This window comes from Treponema denticola (assembly GCF_024181405.1).
Lineage (GTDB): Bacteria > Spirochaetota > Spirochaetia > Treponematales > Treponemataceae > Treponema_B > Treponema_B denticola_D.
In genome coordinates, this window is sequence record NZ_CP051302.1 from 1,345,131 (window position 1) to 1,361,727 (window position 16,597).

The 16,597-nt window shown below is 39.7% G+C and carries 18 protein-coding genes; 4 read left to right on the forward strand and 14 right to left on the reverse strand.

The window, feature by feature from the left end:
* The first annotated feature begins 86 nt into the window (after window positions 1-86).
* On the forward strand, window positions 87-644 hold the full coding sequence (locus tag HGJ18_RS06505; RefSeq protein ID WP_253698280.1) for a hypothetical protein: 558 nt from the start codon (window positions 87-89) through the stop codon (window positions 642-644).
* Window positions 645-707: 63 nt separating this feature from the next.
* On the opposite strand, the gene HGJ18_RS06510 is transcribed toward HGJ18_RS06505, so the two are convergent.
* The 9 genes from HGJ18_RS06510 to HGJ18_RS06550 form a co-directional block, all read right to left on the reverse strand.
* Complete coding sequence (locus HGJ18_RS06510) at window positions 708-1,034, reverse strand: DsrE family protein (RefSeq protein WP_002669775.1); 327 nt, start codon at window positions 1,032-1,034, stop codon at window positions 708-710.
* A 14-nt stretch (window positions 1,035-1,048) separates the two neighbouring features.
* Window positions 1,049-2,083, reverse strand: coding sequence for a hypothetical protein (locus HGJ18_RS06515; RefSeq protein WP_253698281.1), 1,035 nt, complete (start codon window positions 2,081-2,083; stop codon window positions 1,049-1,051).
* 22 nt (window positions 2,084-2,105) lie between these two features.
* Entirely contained in the window at window positions 2,106-3,038 is a 933-nt protein-coding gene (locus HGJ18_RS06520; RefSeq protein ID WP_002679662.1) for an ABC transporter permease, read from the reverse strand.
* Between the two features lie 2 nt (window positions 3,039-3,040).
* Entirely contained in the window at window positions 3,041-4,138 is a 1,098-nt protein-coding gene (locus HGJ18_RS06525; protein ID WP_253698282.1) for an ABC transporter permease, read from the reverse strand.
* Window positions 4,131-5,654, reverse strand: a complete 1,524-nt coding sequence (locus HGJ18_RS06530; protein ID WP_301338936.1) for an ABC transporter ATP-binding protein — start codon at window positions 5,652-5,654, stop codon at window positions 4,131-4,133. Before HGJ18_RS06530 ends, HGJ18_RS06525 begins: the two co-directional genes overlap by 8 nt.
* A 105-nt stretch (window positions 5,655-5,759) precedes the next feature.
* Entirely contained in the window at window positions 5,760-6,833 is a 1,074-nt protein-coding gene (locus HGJ18_RS06535) for a BMP family lipoprotein (RefSeq protein WP_253698283.1), read from the reverse strand.
* Window positions 6,834-6,971: 138 nt separating this feature from the next.
* Window positions 6,972-7,898, reverse strand: coding sequence for a ribonuclease Z (locus HGJ18_RS06540; RefSeq protein WP_253698284.1), 927 nt, complete (start codon window positions 7,896-7,898; stop codon window positions 6,972-6,974).
* Window positions 7,899-7,964: 66 nt separating this feature from the next.
* The gene (locus HGJ18_RS06545; protein WP_253698285.1) at window positions 7,965-8,609 is read right to left on the reverse strand and encodes an L-2-amino-thiazoline-4-carboxylic acid hydrolase; all 645 of its coding nucleotides are present in this window, start codon (window positions 8,607-8,609) and stop codon (window positions 7,965-7,967) included.
* 62 nt (window positions 8,610-8,671) lie between these two features.
* A complete protein-coding gene (locus HGJ18_RS06550; protein ID WP_253698286.1) occupies window positions 8,672-9,088 on the reverse strand; it encodes an EamA family transporter in 417 nt (138 codons plus the stop codon).
* 139 nt (window positions 9,089-9,227) lie between these two features.
* Here HGJ18_RS06550 and HGJ18_RS06555 point away from each other — a divergent pair, with 139 nt between their 5' ends.
* Entirely contained in the window at window positions 9,228-9,482 is a 255-nt protein-coding gene (locus HGJ18_RS06555) for a type II toxin-antitoxin system Phd/YefM family antitoxin (RefSeq protein ID WP_253698287.1), read from the forward strand.
* A 41-nt stretch (window positions 9,483-9,523) separates the two neighbouring features.
* On the opposite strand, the gene HGJ18_RS06560 is transcribed toward HGJ18_RS06555, so the two are convergent.
* Window positions 9,524-9,916, reverse strand: a complete 393-nt coding sequence (locus HGJ18_RS06560; RefSeq protein WP_253698288.1) for a type II toxin-antitoxin system HicB family antitoxin — start codon at window positions 9,914-9,916, stop codon at window positions 9,524-9,526.
* A 16-nt stretch (window positions 9,917-9,932) separates the two neighbouring features.
* A complete protein-coding gene (locus HGJ18_RS06565) occupies window positions 9,933-10,112 on the reverse strand; it encodes a type II toxin-antitoxin system HicA family toxin (RefSeq protein WP_253698289.1) in 180 nt (59 codons plus the stop codon).
* A gap of 502 nt (window positions 10,113-10,614) precedes the next feature.
* On the opposite strand from HGJ18_RS06565, the gene HGJ18_RS06570 reads away from it, so the two are divergent.
* A complete protein-coding gene (locus HGJ18_RS06570; RefSeq protein WP_253698290.1) occupies window positions 10,615-11,187 on the forward strand; it encodes a hypothetical protein in 573 nt (190 codons plus the stop codon).
* Between the two features lie 70 nt (window positions 11,188-11,257).
* Here the strand turns inward: HGJ18_RS06570 and HGJ18_RS06575 are convergent, their stop codons facing one another.
* Window positions 11,258-11,518 (reverse strand): CopG family transcriptional regulator, encoded by a 261-nt coding sequence (locus HGJ18_RS06575; RefSeq protein ID WP_253698291.1) that lies wholly within the window; start codon window positions 11,516-11,518, stop codon window positions 11,258-11,260.
* A 135-nt stretch (window positions 11,519-11,653) separates the two neighbouring features.
* On the opposite strand from HGJ18_RS06575, the gene selB reads away from it, so the two are divergent.
* A complete protein-coding gene (selB, locus tag HGJ18_RS06580; protein WP_253698292.1) occupies window positions 11,654-13,426 on the forward strand; it encodes a selenocysteine-specific translation elongation factor in 1,773 nt (590 codons plus the stop codon).
* A 54-nt stretch (window positions 13,427-13,480) separates the two neighbouring features.
* On the opposite strand, the gene HGJ18_RS06585 is transcribed toward selB, so the two are convergent.
* Both HGJ18_RS06585 and HGJ18_RS06590 read right to left on the reverse strand, forming a co-directional pair.
* Window positions 13,481-15,130, reverse strand: coding sequence for a Na/Pi cotransporter family protein (locus HGJ18_RS06585; RefSeq protein ID WP_002669793.1), 1,650 nt, complete (start codon window positions 15,128-15,130; stop codon window positions 13,481-13,483).
* A gap of 114 nt (window positions 15,131-15,244) precedes the next feature.
* A complete protein-coding gene (locus tag HGJ18_RS06590; RefSeq protein ID WP_253698293.1) occupies window positions 15,245-16,501 on the reverse strand; it encodes a cation:proton antiporter in 1,257 nt (418 codons plus the stop codon).
* Window positions 16,502-16,597 lie beyond the last annotated feature (96 nt).

A 16,597-nucleotide genomic window follows, 5' to 3' on the forward strand; every position in this document is an offset into this window, starting at 1 on the left:
AAAATTAGACAAAGTTCGGTTTTTAAGCCTTGAAGACTTAAAAAAAATAGTGTATAATTTTACCTATAAATCAAAAGGAGATTTTTATGTCGAATTTAAAAGCAATTGACCTTTTTGAAGCCTATGCTCAAAACAAACTTCCAATGGATCAAGGATACATCGTTTCATCCTTTTTTAAGGAAGATTCGGCCTACAGTGTTTATGAAATAATTTCATATTCAACCGTAAAAGATATTTATATGACCGGGGACGGCTTAACATTCCAAACAAACGGAAAAAAACTTTTCCTCTTGGTAGAGCCTGCGAACTTTCCTCACAAGGCAACCGAACCTGTATTTAGAGATAAGAATTTTCAGGTCCCTTTGAGATTTAAAGAATCCAATATTTATACTGCAAAAAATCAGTCTACCATTATTTACAGCAAAACTCCTCAAGAAGCTATTTCGGCTTTTACCGTAGTAAAACCGGTAGGCATAAACTTTGCCTTCCTTTTTTACCCTCTTCCGGATACATTTAAGTCTATCGAACTTTTCTTTGAAAAAACCTTAAATCAGGAAGCCGTTATCCCTGTAAGCGATGCAAAAAAGATAGCTAAGGACTTTGCTGCCCTTTGCGAAAAAGTTCTGACATGGCCTAAAGAATAAGAAGATTTAAAGAGGTATCTATGATTAAAAATATAGGTACCTCTTTATAATATTATTTCCAATTTATTCTATCGTATATTCGATAAAACCTTCAGCTTTCCGGCTTATAATTTCGCCTATTCCGGCCCTGACGGTTCTAATGTTTTTATAGTTTATATCGGGCATGTTTTGTCCTGTCAGGGCATTGTGGCATAGAGCTATGTCTAGTCCCGAATCCGTAAAATCGTTTTCAAGACTTTCAAAGTATTTTACAACATCACCGGCAAAAACAACCTCAATCTCGGCAGTATCGCCCAACTCTTCACAATATCTTTTGTAGTTTGTTATCTTATGCTTTAGCTTATCTATTAAGTTAAACTTTTCAATCCTAAACAAAACCTTATAATGCATAATTCCTTCCTTTTTTATAAATCTTCAGTCGGTACAGACGGCTCAGGCGAAGGCCTTCGTTTTGCATTCTGTTTTTCGATTTCGGCATCCAAATCTTTAATATCGGATCTGATCAAAAATGGAGAGCCCATTGCAAAGACCTTTCCGTCATCCAGTATATAAAGAGGTAAATTTTCTAAAACCGAAAACTGCGCTTTGGGATAAGTATCGGGAACGGCATGAGTTCCGGGGCCTGCACCAAGGGGATTAAAACTTAAAAATAGGCCTTGGGTATTTTCAGCATTTGAATCAGAAGAAGTTGTATACTTTCCCGTTTCATAATTGCGTAAAATACTGCCGGTATTGGTAACGCATGAATAAACAAGGCTGCCTCTTTTTAAAAGGCGGGGAAATTCGTAACCGGTTCCGTCATTTCCCTTAACAGACACTTTTTTGTCATTATACTCAAGATCATCAAGCCAATAGCGGAAACGGATATAATCGTCTCCGGTAAAAAAATAAGCGTCTATTGAAGCAGGAGCTTCGTTAGGATAAAGAAGGATGCCGTCAGGACTACCCTGCTCTATCCAAAAGCCGTCCAGGAGATTCTTTTTATCGTCAAAGAAACTTGAAGAATTTTTATCTTTTGTTTCTAAAAGATTATCCGAGCTTTCTTCTTTTACCTCATAAGGGATTTTTTTATAAAACGAAGTAAAAAAGAAGTTTTTTTCTATACATACGGGAAAAACAACGGCTTTTTTAACATAGGGATAGTTTACCCTCAAATAAAATTGACTTTTGGAATTTTCAAGAGTTTCTATGGAGGAAGAAAAATTCCCCATTTTTTCGTATACAAAGCGGTAATAAGGCTTTAGAACAACCCTCATATCGAGAGATTTTTTTTCACTATCTCTTGAAAATTCTATAAACCGGCCTCCATTCTCCCAGATACCCTCTATACCAAGAACCTTTTCGGACAAGGCCTCTTCGGTATTTTCTTGCCCAAAGAGATTAAGGGCTATAAAAAGACTAAATATAAGACTAAACGGCCGAAAAAAGCGTTTTTTCATAGGCTCTCCCTTATTAAAAAACTTAATAAGGTTCCCCGTCAGCCTTGGGAGCCGCCGAATTTTTACTGAAAAGAACAAGGGCTATCAAGGTTACCATATAAGGGAACATTTTAAGCCAAACAGGCGGAATAAGGCTCAAGGAAGGGATAACCTGAGATACGTTTGCAACCGTACGGGCAAAACCGAAAAAGAAGGTTGCACCCAATATGCCCAAAGGCTTCCATTGACCGAAGATTAGAGCTGCAAGGGCTAAAAAACCAAGGCCGTCAACACTGCCGTTAAATTCACCGGAATAGGTTACAAGAATAACGGCTCCGCCTAAACCGGCCAAGGCACCGCTCGCACATACGGCAAAGTATCGCATCTTATGAACATTTACACCTGCACTGGCTACGGCCGAAGGATGTTCTCCGCAGGCTCGAAGCCTGAGGCCGAATGAGGTCTTATAAAGTAAAAACCAAGAAAAAACCAAAATAGCCAAAACAAGCCATGTACTCCAATAACTTTGAGAAAAGAATAAAGGCCCTAAAACGGGAATATTCGCCAAGCCGGGAATATCTTTTCTGATTATGCTGTTTACGCGGACATTTCCCGAACCTAAGATGGCTCTTGCGGTATAGACCGTCAAGGCTGCAGCCAACATATTTATGGCAGTACCGCTTATAATCTGATCGGCCTTTAATGTAATTGAGGCAAAGGCATGTAAAAGAGAATATAAGATTCCCATAATTACGGCAGCTAAAAGGCCTATGGGGATAAGAAGGCCGGAGGGTATCAAGCCTTCTAAAAGATGGATGGTAATAGCTGCGGCAAAGCTGCCTACAAGCATGAGGCCTTCAAGCCCTAAATTTACTACCCCGCTCCTCTCACTATAAAGACCGCCCAAAGAAGTAACTAAAAGCGGAATTGTATATGCTATAACATAGGGAAATATTGAAGTTAAAGTATACCACATAATTAGTTCGCCTCCTTGACGGTTTTTTCCTTATTTTTTTGGATTTTAGACCAAAATTTCTTTAACAATAAACTTGTCGCCGTAAAATAAATGATAACTGCAATGATGGTATCGGCTATTTCGGGCGGAACATTTGTGTTGGCGCTCATAAAGCCCTTCCCCACATGGAGAATACCGAAAAAGATGGAGCTTAAAGCAACACCTATCGAATTTCCGGCACCTAGAAGAGCAACGGCTATTCCGTCAAAACCTTGAGAGGGTAAAACACCGATCTGCATATTAAGGGAATAACCGGCATAATAGGTTAAACCGGCAAGACCTGATAGAGCTCCGGCAATCATCATAGAAAAGATAATATTTCTGTTTACTTTGATGCCTGCATATTCCGCTCCGCTCTTATTATATCCTGCTGCCTTTAGCTCAAAGCCAAGAGTAGTCTTATCCAATATTACTTTTACAAGGATAATTCCTAAAATACCTAAAAATATGCCGTAATTTATATACTCGCTTCCGAAGAGATTACTCAGCCACCCAGCCCTCAAGGTGTGTTCTACAGCGATGGAGCGGCTTTCGGTCTCGATAAATTCGGCCTTTAGATAACCTTGAACCGAATAATAAACTATCCAATAGGCTATCCAGTTCATCATTATGGTAGAAACAACCTCATGTACATTGAATGCGGCTTTTAAAAGACCGGGCAAAGCAGCCCAAAGAGCTCCTCCAATCATGGCAGCTATTATCAAAACAAGCAACAAAACAGGGCGCGGCATTGAGCTGTTTAAGGCTATAAAGGTCGCAAAAAGGCCTCCAATGAGCATCTGTCCTGAAGCACCGATATTAAAAAGCCCCGTTTTAAAAGCAAAGCTGACCGAAAGCCCTACAAACAAGAGAATCGTAGCCGTTGCAAGGGTGTTTCCTATACGCTCTATATTCATTAGGCCGCCCCGGAAAAGGTAGGAAAATGCCGAAAACGGATTTGTTCCCGAAACAGCTATAAAAACGGCACCGGCAATAAGGCCGAGTAAAACAGCGGAAAAACTGATAATAAAATTGTTTTCGGCTATGTTAAAGTCTTTAAATCGTATTTTAAGCTTACTCATTTTTTCCTCCCATACCGGCCATCATAAGCCCTACTTCTTCGGCGGTGGTTTCTTCAGGGCGTACAATTCCGCTTAAAGAGCCCCTGTGCATGACCGCTATCCTGTCTGAAAGGTTAAATATTTCGTCAAGCTCAAAGGAAATTAAAAGAACAGCTCTTCCGTTATCCCTGTGTTTTACCAGTTCCTTGTGAATAGATTCTATCGCTCCTACATCAAGCCCTCGTGTCGGGTTTACCGCTATTAAAAGAGCCGGATCAAGGGTAATTTCTCTTCCTAAAATGGCCTTCTGCTGATTACCGCCGCTCAAATCCCCTGCTTTGGATTCTATACCTGAACCGGAGCGGACATCGAAGACTTCGCTGATTTTTTTGGCAAAGCTTTTTATTTTTTCCTTATTTAAAAAGCCGTGTTTTTGGAAGTTTTTTGTATAATAGGATTTTATGACCATGTTTTCGGCAACAGAATATTGCAAAATAAGGCCGTGTTTTTGCCTGTCTTCAGGAACATGGCCTAAGCCCGATTCTGCTCTTTTTCTTACAGAAAAGTTTGTAATATCTTTTCCGTCTAAAAGTATACTGCCGGACTCGATCGGCATGAGTCCTGAAAGGGCATAAACAAGTTCGCTTTGACCGTTTCCGTCTACTCCGGCTATGCCTACGATTTCCCCTGCCCTAACATCAAGAGAAAAATCTCTTACGGCAGGCAGTTTTTTTTCTTTTAATACGTTTAAGTTTTTAATTTCAAGAATCGGCTTTCCCGGATTTGAAGGCCCTTTCGGAACCTTAAAGTCTACAGGACGGCCAACCATTTTGGAGGCAAGTTCATTTTTGGTTGTAGAAGCTACATCGACAACATCTATTAATTTTCCCCGACGTATAATCGTACACTTGTCGGCGACATCCAAAATTTCCTGTAATTTATGGGTAATAAGAATTATGGCCTTACCTTCTGCGGCAAGGTTACGCATAATCTGCATAAGTTCGTTTATTTCTTGAGGGGTTAAAACTGCCGTAGGTTCATCGAAGATGAGAATGTCGGCATTCCTGTAAAGCATTTTTAATATTTCAACCCTTTGCTGCATACCTACAGTGATATTGCTTATAAGAGCATCAGGTTCAATAAAAAGGCCGTATTTATCGCTTAACTCTTTTATCCGCTTTTCAGCTTCTTTTTTGTTTAGAATAAAACCGCCTTCTTTACCCAAAATGATATTTTCGGTTACGGTAAAATTATGGATCAGCTTAAAATGCTGATGTACCATTCCTATCCCCAGATCGTTTGCATCGTTGGGGCTGTTTATTTTTACCTTGTTTCCCTTTACATAGATTTCTCCTCTATCGGCATGGTAAAGACCGAAAAGGATGCTCATCAGGGTCGACTTTCCCGCTCCATTTTCTCCCAAAATCGCGTGTATTTCTCCCTGTTTAACGCACAGGCTTATATCATCGTTTGCCACGATTCCGGGAAATTCCTTGCGGATATTTCTCATTTCAATCACATAATCACTATGGGACAATTTGAACTCCTCAAAAAATAAGAAACAGCCCCCTTTCTTTAGAAAGGCGTTTTCTTTAGAAAGGCACTTTCTTTAGAAGGAGGCCCTTGTAAACTTCTTTAAGTTTTATTTAAATAAATCGCCTTGAGTTGCACTTACTACAATCTCACCGTTCTTTATTTTTTGATAAATTTCGTTTACCTTTTGCTGTACATCATCGGAAAGGTTAGGATTCTTAGCAGGAATTCCTACGCCGTTTTCTTTTACAGAGAACAATAATGAGCGTCCGCCGGCAAATGTTCCGTTCAATTCTTCTTTAATCATATCATAAGAAGCCTTGTCAAGATACTTCATTGCAGACGTAAGAATTATAGAAGAACCGTCTGCTATGACTCCTTCTGCATATTGATCAACGTCAACACCTACTACCCAAACTTTTTTTCCTGCCTGAGTTCTGGTTTTAGCTTCGTTGATAACGCCTACACCTACACCTCCGGCTGCAGCATGGATTACGGTAACACCCCTGTCATACATAGAAGCAGCAATCTGCTGTCCGGCTGCAATGTCTGAAAATCCGCCCTGATATATGAAGTTTTCAGGATAGATTTCAATTTTGGTACCGAGGTTTTCGTTCGCATATTTAATGCCTTGCTGCCATCCCCAGTTAAATTTCTGTACGGCAGGGATTTCCATACCGCCGATAAAACCGAAGTTTCCTGTTTTTTGCTGTAAAGCAGCGGCAACACCTGCCAAGAAACCGGCTTCATTTTCTAAAAAGCTGATTCCGATTGTATTAGGTCCGTTTTGGGCATCATATGCATCGGCAGGATGAGCATTTCCGTCGATTATGATAAACTTGGCATCCTTGTACTTGGACTGAGCTTTAAATACGGCCGTCTCAAATTTAAATCCGGGACAAATAATAAATTTATATCCTGAATCATAGAGGTTTGAAATTTCTTTGATGTAGTCGGCTTCGGTTGTTCCGACGGGTTTTAGATATTTAACCTTTACACCAAGATCTTTTTCGGCTTTTTTAATACCTTCCCATGTTCCTTGGTTAAAGGATTTATCGTCTATAGTTCCGGCATCTGTAACCATACCGACCATCAAAGCCTTTTTGCCTTCTTCTTTGCTGCAAGAAGTCAGCACTCCAAGAATTAGAAGACAACCGATGAAAATTTTAACAATATTCTTCATAGAAACTCCTTTTTTGTATGTTAATTGCCAAAAAATTAAGAATTAGGTTTCTTACAGACAATTAATCTAACAAATTTAATAAATTATACACTGTTTTCGGATTTATGTCAAATTATAAAATAGGCTTTACAAGAATTTTTAGTCTTCATATTCCAATTGAATATTCATTCTGTCTTTTGAAAGGATCGTTTCGGGGAAAACTTCTGTGGCATGGTCCAAAAGGACTTTGAGTTCGTTATCGGTGTACCTCGGACTGTAATGAATCAGAGCCATCTTTTTGACCTCAGCATCCTTAGCGATTTGAGCCGCCTGAGTACAGGTCATGTGTTTTTTTTCGGCAGCATCTTTTTCCATACCTTTTTCAAACATCCCCTCGCATACAAAAAAGTCGGAATATTTTACTTCTTGAGCAATGGAGGGTAAATATTTTGTGTCGGTTACAAAGCTGAATTTTCTGCCCTTTCTTTTAGGACCCATAACATCTTGGGGGCGGATAGTTTTTCCGTCAGCGGAGACTACCTCATTTCCGCCTTGGAGTTTTGACCAAAGGGGCCCGCAGGGAACATTTAAGGCTCTTGCAGCTTCGGGATTAAATTCCCCCGGCCTTTCAAACTCTTCAAAGGTGTATCCCATACAGGGCTTTGTATGATCCAGCCAAAAGGAGCGTACCTGAAATTCCTCGGTAGAATAAACGACTCCCGGCTCCTTTATTTCTTTTACGATAATTTCATAATTGATATACATATCCAAAACTTTCCGGCTGGTTTCCACATATTCGGCAACCTTTGGAGGGCCTATTATGTAAAGGGGCTCATCCCTGTCAACTTGAGATGAAAGCATCAGAAGTCCCGGAAGCCCCGTTATATGGTCGGCATGGGTATGGCTTATAAAAATAGCATTGATTCTTTTCCAGCGCAAGTTTAGGCGGCGCAGGGCAACCTGAGTACCCTCTCCGCAATCAAACAAAAACAAATCGCCCTCACGGCGAAGCAAAACCGATGTTAAATGTCTATATGGAAGCGGCATCATTCCGCCGCAGCCTAAAATAAAAGCTTCAAGATTCATTGGAAGCCGATTATAAGCGATTTTTTACAAAAAAGCAAGGCATTGAAAAAACTGCCGGACAAAGATTTATTCGCCTTTGTTTTTTATCCAATAGTCGCAGTCTTCGTATCCGTCGGCAACGGTGTGTTCTCTGTAAAGAGTGCCGCCGAAATGTTCCATAACTGCCTTATCCGTTTCGCAAAAATACGGCATCAATTCACCGTATCCGTTCTTTTTTGCAAAATCGGCAATGGGGCATCCGACCAGATGAATGCTGATTCCTTCTTTGTGATGCAGAGGATTTATTTTCATTCCCCATGTATTGTTCCATGAGCCGTCTTCTTTGTGCTTGTTCAGCTTGCGTGCTCTCAGACCGAAAAGCCCGTGAAAGAATTTTTGCACCAGCCTGTTGTTAAGGTTGAACCGCGAAAGCTGACCGCCTTTTTTATTGCCGATCATCATACCGTAACACATAGCCGTAATTTCATCGGGAAGCATACTGCGGTTCATACATTCATAATACGCAAAGGCCGAAAGGGCTCCGTAAAAGTTTTTAGACATCGGATTGTCTTTGCCGCCGATGCTCGGTGCATCATTTGCAAACTTTTCGTAGGTTTCAATAACCTCCCGATACTTTTTTTCGGCCTCATCAGGTTGAAATTTCTTATTCAGTTCATTCCTGATCCAATCCGCAGACATTTGCGGAATTTCAAAAATCTTTTCAAGAGTCATTTTCATTCCCCCATAAAAACTTTTTGCAAGGATTATTAGAGCTTTGCAGCTCTGTTCTGCCCTTACAAAACCATACAAAGTGTGCCTGCCGTAATAAGCAGCGAACCCAATATCGATTTTGCATTGAGATTCTCATGCAGAAAAATCACTGCCAAAATTAATGTAATTACTACACTTAATTTATCGATAGGAACAACTTTTGATGCTTCACCTATTTGCAAGGCCTTGTAATAACACAACCAAGAAGCTCCTGTTGCCAGTCCCGAAAGACTCAGAAATATCCAGCTTTTTTTGCTGATGTCGATAATTCCATTTTGTGTATTTGTAAGAAAAACCATCCCCCATGCCATTGCTAACACAACAACTGTTCTCAATGCTGTCGCCAGATTTGAATTTACCCCTTCTATTCCGACTTTTGCCAAAATAGAAGTAAGTGCCGCAAAAACAGCCGATAAAAACGCAAACACCGCCCACATCATTTTCCGCCTCCTTATAAATTATAGCTGTATTACCATCCATTATCAAGCCGATATGGCATAATTTTTTATATAGCCGTATTGAATATTTTGATAAAATTATGATAAGATTATGATATGAGAGTTTTTAGTGGAGGTGTCAATGGTGCAAATAAGACCTGTTTCAGATTTACGAAATAAATTTTCAGAAATAGAGAATATTGTTATTTCAAATAAGAGTCCTGTGTTTCTTACGAAAAACGGCTACGGTTCTATGGTATTAATGAGCCTTGATATGTACGAAAGTCTTACAGATAATGTTGAAAATAGGCTTGATGAGGCTGATTCTCAGGCTGCTTCCACCAATGTCAGGCTTTCCCATGAAGATGTATTTTCTACTATTCGCTCTAAAATCTGATTTGATTGATTTTATATACATACTAAAAAATCCTTGTTTTACTACAACCCAATCTGTAATTTTGCTTTAAGGGCATTTTGCAATTCTTGCGAAAAATTAAGATTGGCTGTTTCGGCCTTGTAGTTTAACCATGCCGGAATGGTAACCGTCTTTTTCACCGATTTTTCTGAAAATTGCCTGCGCCATTTATCCGTATCGGCTATAACATAGTTTACAAATCCGTCTTTTATTTTTACGTCCGATATATTACTGGCTTTTGGTATTGCTTGATTGTTATCTTCATAATGGGCAAGCATCATAGCTATGGCATCCTCTGCCATTTCTATAGCTTCAGTTACTGTGTCTCCGAATGTAAAACAACCGGAAATATCGGGAACTCTTACCCCTATTTTTCCGTCATCATTTTCAAAAATAACAGGATATGTATATTTCATTTTTGCCTCCACTACCCTATTTAATACCGGCTTCTTTTAAAATATTATGTGCAGTTCCTTTTGGAATATCACCTTTATGACGCGGTATTGCTATCATCTTTCCGCTTTCTTTGTGAATTGCTTTATCATGTTTTGCTCCGGTTATTATTTCATAACCGGCCTTTTTTAAGAGCCTTATAATTTCATTGGATGTCATAGCTCAACCTGCAAGAATATTATAGCACGTATTAACACGTATTGTCAATCGTTTTTTGTGGAGTTGACTTTTTCTCCCCCAAAAGAATCCCAAATTCAAGTCTTGACAAATAATCGTTTATACACTAGTATACTTTTATGGTAAAACTGATTTTAAACGGCTTACAATTTAATTTTTCTCAAAACTCAAATTCGATGTTGAAAAATACAGAGAAAAATATTAGCCTAAGTTTACCCCCCCCCATTTTCTCTATTAATTCTAATATCTCTAATCGGTAGATTTTTATTTTATTTTTGTTCTCATGTTAAAAAATTCTTCTTGCTAAATAATGCTTTCAATAAATTTCTTAATTATCAAAATTTTTCCTCATTAATAAATATTAAGCCTGCTAAAATATGTTTGATTGACCTCGCGGTAAAAAGACGGGTAACGGAACCGATCAACATTTTAGATAAAAAATTAAATTGCAATAAAAATAGAATTGCAAAAAGGAAGGATTAAGATGAAAAAAATATTGATAGTGTTTTTCTGTATGATGTTGGTTTCTGCAAATATTTTTGCACAATCGGATTTACCGGGAAACGGTAATGGCGGAAAAGATAAGATCGGAGCATGGCTTGGTGAACCGTCTATAGGTTTATCATATTCACATGAATTTAATGATTTGATGGAGTTGGATTTACTTGCAGGAGTAACTGATTTTCTCGTCTCTGATGGATACAAAGTAAATATTCGCAGCGGACTTCTTTTTACCGTATGGGAACCTGTAATTAAAGGACAAAAATGTCCTCTTACAATTGGACCTGCTGTTGACATTAATAGTTACATTTTAAATAAACCAGCTTTTATTGGACTTGCTGTATTATGCCCTATACGTTGGGAAGTAAATTTCTCAAAAACTCCAGCATTTAATTTATTTATCGAAGTTGCTCCTGCTATAGGTTTTTATTACGCTTTAAGCGAGCCTATACGCCAGGACTCCTTTGAAACTAAAAGAATAAACGACAAAATCGCTATAACTTGGACTCCTCAGATAGGACTTGGGCTTAGATACCGTATTCCGAGTAAAAAATAGCTTTCAGGCATATTTTTAAGTTCCGTAAAAATATGCCTACATAATTAAAATTTTGATAATTATTTCTTATTTAAAGCATATTTTCTATCTTTAATTTACCGTGTAGGAAGTCCTTGATTTTTTGCTTATAAGAAACCGATAGACTTGAGTTTCCGCTACCGTATTTGCCGAAATATTCTTTTCCCAGCTCATATGAATCAATTTCCATTTCTTCATTGCGGAATAACATATCAAGAGCGTCTTTTATTAAATCGCTTTTATTCTTTTTCTTTACAGCCGATAGAAAATTAAGCCTTTGTTCATACTCAATCGGCAGTCTTACTGTTGTCATGGCAGCCTCCGTATTACACGTGTAATACAAAAAAATCGGCTTGTCAAGTACACACATAACTCATCTCCCCCTTCCCCTAATCCTTTAGTTATGCTAAAATGCTCTGAACATGATAAATATTGATTGGGGGAAAGAATGCCGTATATTTTGGGAACAGCGGGACATGTAGACCATGGAAAGACTGCCTTGGTAAAAAGGCTTACAGGAATTGAAACCAGTCATCTGCCTGAAGAAAAAAAGCGGGGGATGACCATAGAGCTCGGCTTTGCTTCGCTTGAAGATCCTGTTCACGGTACTGTCGGCATAGTAGATGTTCCCGGCCATGAACGCTTTATCCGCAACATGGTTGCAGGCACATGGGGCTTGGATGCGGCTCTTTTAATAGTGGCAGCCGATGACGGCTGGATGCAGATGTCCTCCGACCATTTGCGTGTACTCAAGGCCATGAAGATAGACTCCATTCTTCTTGTAATCACAAAATCGGACCTTGCAGAAAAGGACATGCTTGAACTTCTCATCGAAGATGCCAATGCCCAATGCGAAAAAATAATCGGAAGGAAACTTCCTGCCGTCGCCGTCTCTTCCCTTACCGGAAGCGGAATCGAGGAACTCAAAGCTGAAATTACAAAACTTCTTTCTTCATCAAAAAAGCAAAACCCGCCTACTCCCTTTTTATATGTAGACAGGGTCTTTGTCCTAAAAGGCATAGGAACCACCGTTACCGGAACATTAAGAGGAAAAGGCCTGCATACGGGCGACAGCTTGCAGATATATCCTTCAAATGAAGAATGTAGAATTAAATCGATACAAAACCATCATAAGGATGTGGAAAAAATAGAGCCCGGCACGCGGACAGCCCTCAACTTAAAGCTGGGAGAAAAAACAAATCTTGAAAGGGGTATGCTCTTAGCTGAAAAAGATTCAAATTTTGTTTTAAGCGGAAAAGAACTTTTAGTACGCATCGATGAGGTGTTTACAAACAAGGAAGGGGGATTTAAGAACCATGCAGAAATTGAAATAGCCCTCGGGAGTGCCCATGCAATAGGCAGCATTCACTTAAACCAATTTGACAGGAGCTTGGGCCGTCTTTCTTTAGAGGAACCCGTTGCCTCTGCTTGGAATCAAAGAGCCGTTTTAATCAGGCACGGCGGAAGCGAAATTCTAGCCTCGGCCAGAGTGCTCGCAAGTTTTCCAAGCTATAAAAGAATACAGTTTAAGGAAGCCTTTGAGGTTTACAGGGATAAGGAACTTCCTTCCATTCACAGCTACAAGTTTAATATTGAAGGCTTTGTCGAGGATACTAAAATCAAAACTCAAGAGCTCACATCGGATAAGAGTGAAGTCATTGAGTACGGTTCTTGGCGTTTTTTAAAAAAGCGGCTTGAGTTTTGGGAAAATAAAATTTTAAAAACGGCTCAAGAAAGTCAGGCAGGCTTTACCCTTGAAGAAGTGGACTTACCTGTTCCGCAAAGAGTAAAAACTACCGTATTAAAAAAACTTTGTGATGAAAAAAAGCTGGAAAAAGAAGCTCATATTTATAAACTGAGCGGAAGAACTGGTGAAGATATTTCTAAAAATGCAAAGGCCCTTTTGGATGCAGCCTTTAAGGCGGGCTTTGAAGGTATTGAAATAGACAAGATAAAGCTCCCTCAAGCCAGAAAAGAAGCCAGAGATCTGATAAAATTAGGCAAGCTGATCTGCCTTGAAAACTTTTTACACTACCATACGGATTTTTACAAAAAGGCCGTAAATTCATTATTTGCAAAATACAAAACAGGAGATAAGATTTCGATAGCCGATGCACGGGAAGTAACCGGCCTTTCCCGCAAATATGTTCTTCCGATTCTTAACCTTCTCGAAAAAGAAGGCAAGCTAAAAAGGCAAGACAACGACAGAATTGTACTGTAAATAGTGGCGGTAAAGAGCTAAACTACTACTCATTGAAAAAATACATAAAAATTCTTATTCGGTTTCGGCAAGGGCACGCGAAATGCTAAAAGCAAAATCTCCTATTTTTTCCAAGTTGCGGACCATGTCGATGTACAAAAGCTCGGCCTTTACATTCGCACCTTTTTCCAAGCGGGTACGGGCAAGATGCTTTAAGTGTTGCCTCATCGCATCGATAGATTCTTCCATTTCGTGGGCCATTGCAAGCTGCTCCGCTGCAAGAGGTTTATTTAAGTGCTCGTGAACAAAATGAATAAACTGATTTACAATCCCCATATAGGGTAGCAGTTTATCCATATCGTCTTGGCTGATGGGCATCTTTAATTCTATACTTCGGTTGATAAAAAGACCCAGCTCAAAAATCTGATCGGTCATATTTTCTATATCGTCTACAATACCGAGCATAAGGCGTACATTCTTTCTGTTTTTTTCGGATAAAGAAAGCTGAGAAGTTTTAATAAGGTATACGGAAAGCTCTTCCTGCATTTGATCGGTATAATCTTCTTTTTCGGTCAACTGCCTTATCACAAATTCTCTTGAAACATTTTCTTCCTTACTCAAAAGAGAACGCAAGAGGCTGAACATTTCCCGGACAATATTGGACATCTTTAGAATTTCAACCTCGGCCCTAAGCACATAGGCCTCCGTATTTTCTTTCATGCCGGGTGCCTGAAAGGTAAGAACATAGCGGGCAGGCTCTTCATTTTCTCTTGGTTTAATAAGCCAGCACACAAATTTTGCAATCTGATTTACAAACGGAATGGCGACAAGAGTGTTGATTACATTGAACAAGGTATGGAACACTGCAATTTTAGTCATAAGACTGCTTGAAGGGCAAATCAAATCCACTAAGGATAAAAACGGCGTAAAAAAAGCCAATGTAAAAACGCTGCCTGCAACATTAAACAAAACGTGTACGGCCGCCGCCCTCCTCGCATTGAGCTTTGTTCCTATTGAGGCCAATACCGCATCTACTGTAGAACCTACGTTACTTCCCAAAATTACAGCCGCAGAAAATTCCCAGCCGACTACCCCGGTATGAGCCATCGTCAAAAGAACCGCAGTTGTCGCACTCGATGAATGGAGAAAAACGGTAAGTACCAAACCGAGGATAACACCGATTATAATACTATGAATACCTGTCTGTCTAAAAAGAGAAAAAAGGGCAATATGTTCACCCGAAATATTCGGCACGGCTGAAGCCAAAAAATCCAAGCCGGTAAAAAGGAGGCCGAAGCCCATGATGGCCTCACCCAGATTGTCTTTTTTAAGCTTTTTAAAAAATGTTAAAAAATAGCCTATTCCGAAGGCGGGAATGGCTATGCTTGCTATAGAAAATTTAAAACCCAGGAGAGAAACTATCCATGCCGTAACGGTCGTACCTATGTTTGCACCGAAAATTACGCCTATAGCCTGCTGAAGACTCAACATTCCTGCATTGACAAATGAAACGGTCATAACGGTTGTAGCACCGGAAGATTGAACAATGCCGGTAACAACTATACCCGTCAAAACAGCTAAAAATCTGTTTCCCGTCATAAAATTGAGTGTACGGTGTAGACTTTCGCCGGCACTTTTTTGAATACCGTCACTCATCATTTTCATTCCGTATAAGATTAAACCTAAACTTCCAAGCATCTGGAATACAAGAGAAACTACAGACATGTGACTAGTATATCAAAAAACGGAAGAATTTTCAATCCACGCTTGGCAAATAGGGGAATTTAAAAATAAGAAATCAAAACTGCAATTAGATCAAGGCGGATTGAAGTCAAGATGCTACACCTGTTCTTTCATTGGAGGTTCAAAAGTCCTATCCGAAAATGCTTTTCCCAACAAAATAGGCACAATCATGGAGGAAACGATAATCAGCAAAATGACCGGTGCAAAGTATTCGGTTTTAACCATCCCTACCGCAAGTCCCTTTTGAGCTACGATGAGGGCTACTTCACCACGCACCATCATTCCCAGCCCTATCTGGAGCGATTCCTTCCGCTTAAAGCCCAACGTCAATGCTGAACCGCCGCAGCCGATTATTTTGCTGATACAACCGACAAGCACAAAGGCTATCGAAAACCATAGTAAGCTCATATTCAGTCCACTAAAGTCCGTTTTAAGTCCGATAGAGGTAAAAAAGATAGGACTAAAAAACATATACGAATTAATGTCTATTTTCTTTTCCATATAGGAAGCATCATGCAAGTTGCATAATACAACCCCTGCAACATAGGCACCGGTAATATCGGCAATACCGAAAAATCGTTCGGTACAATAGGCAAAAATCAATGCAACCCCTAGCCCGTAAATCGAAATACGGTGAGTATGAGGATGCCTCTTATCATACCACTTGAAGATTCGGTAAATCACATAGCCTACTACCAACGAAGCGGCAAAGAACGCTGCCGTTTTTATAATAAGTGCGAGGTAGTCGCCCTTACCGGAACTTGCACCGAGTACAACCGTTAATGCAATAATGCCTAAGACATCATCGATGATTGCAGCACTGATAATTGTTTGCCCGACTTCCGAATTTATCTTTCCCAGCTCTTTCAATGCAGCAACGGTAATGCTCACCGAAGTCGCCGTTAAAATAGTCCCGATAAATAGGGCTTGATAAAATACGGGCGTTCCAAAACCGTCGAACCCCCAAAAGCCTAAGGCCATAGCCGTACCTAAAACCAATGGAACGATAACGCCGCAAGCAGCGATCACTGTGGATTTGATACCGGATGCAACAAGTGATTTTAAATTAGTACCCAATCCGGCAGAGAACATAATCAGGATAACGCCGATTTCCGACATATATCCGATAAACTGATTGGTTTCGGCATAGATAATGTTCGGTTCGACTCCGCCGAAATTACGAAAAAAAGGCAGGTAGCGTAATAAAAGCCCTGCAACAATTTCACCCGCAACTTGCGGAATATTCAGTTTTTTTGCAAGAAGGCCGAGGTACTTTGCAACAATAACGATAATTCCAACGGAAAGGACAATTTGCAAAGCAATTTCGCCAATAGGTATTTCACCAGCAGACATAAACAGCTCCTATTTTTAGTCCATTATATCACAGTATCATTTATTCGTATAGTGCCGGATTTGCCTCACCTTAAATCTAATATAAAATAGACACTG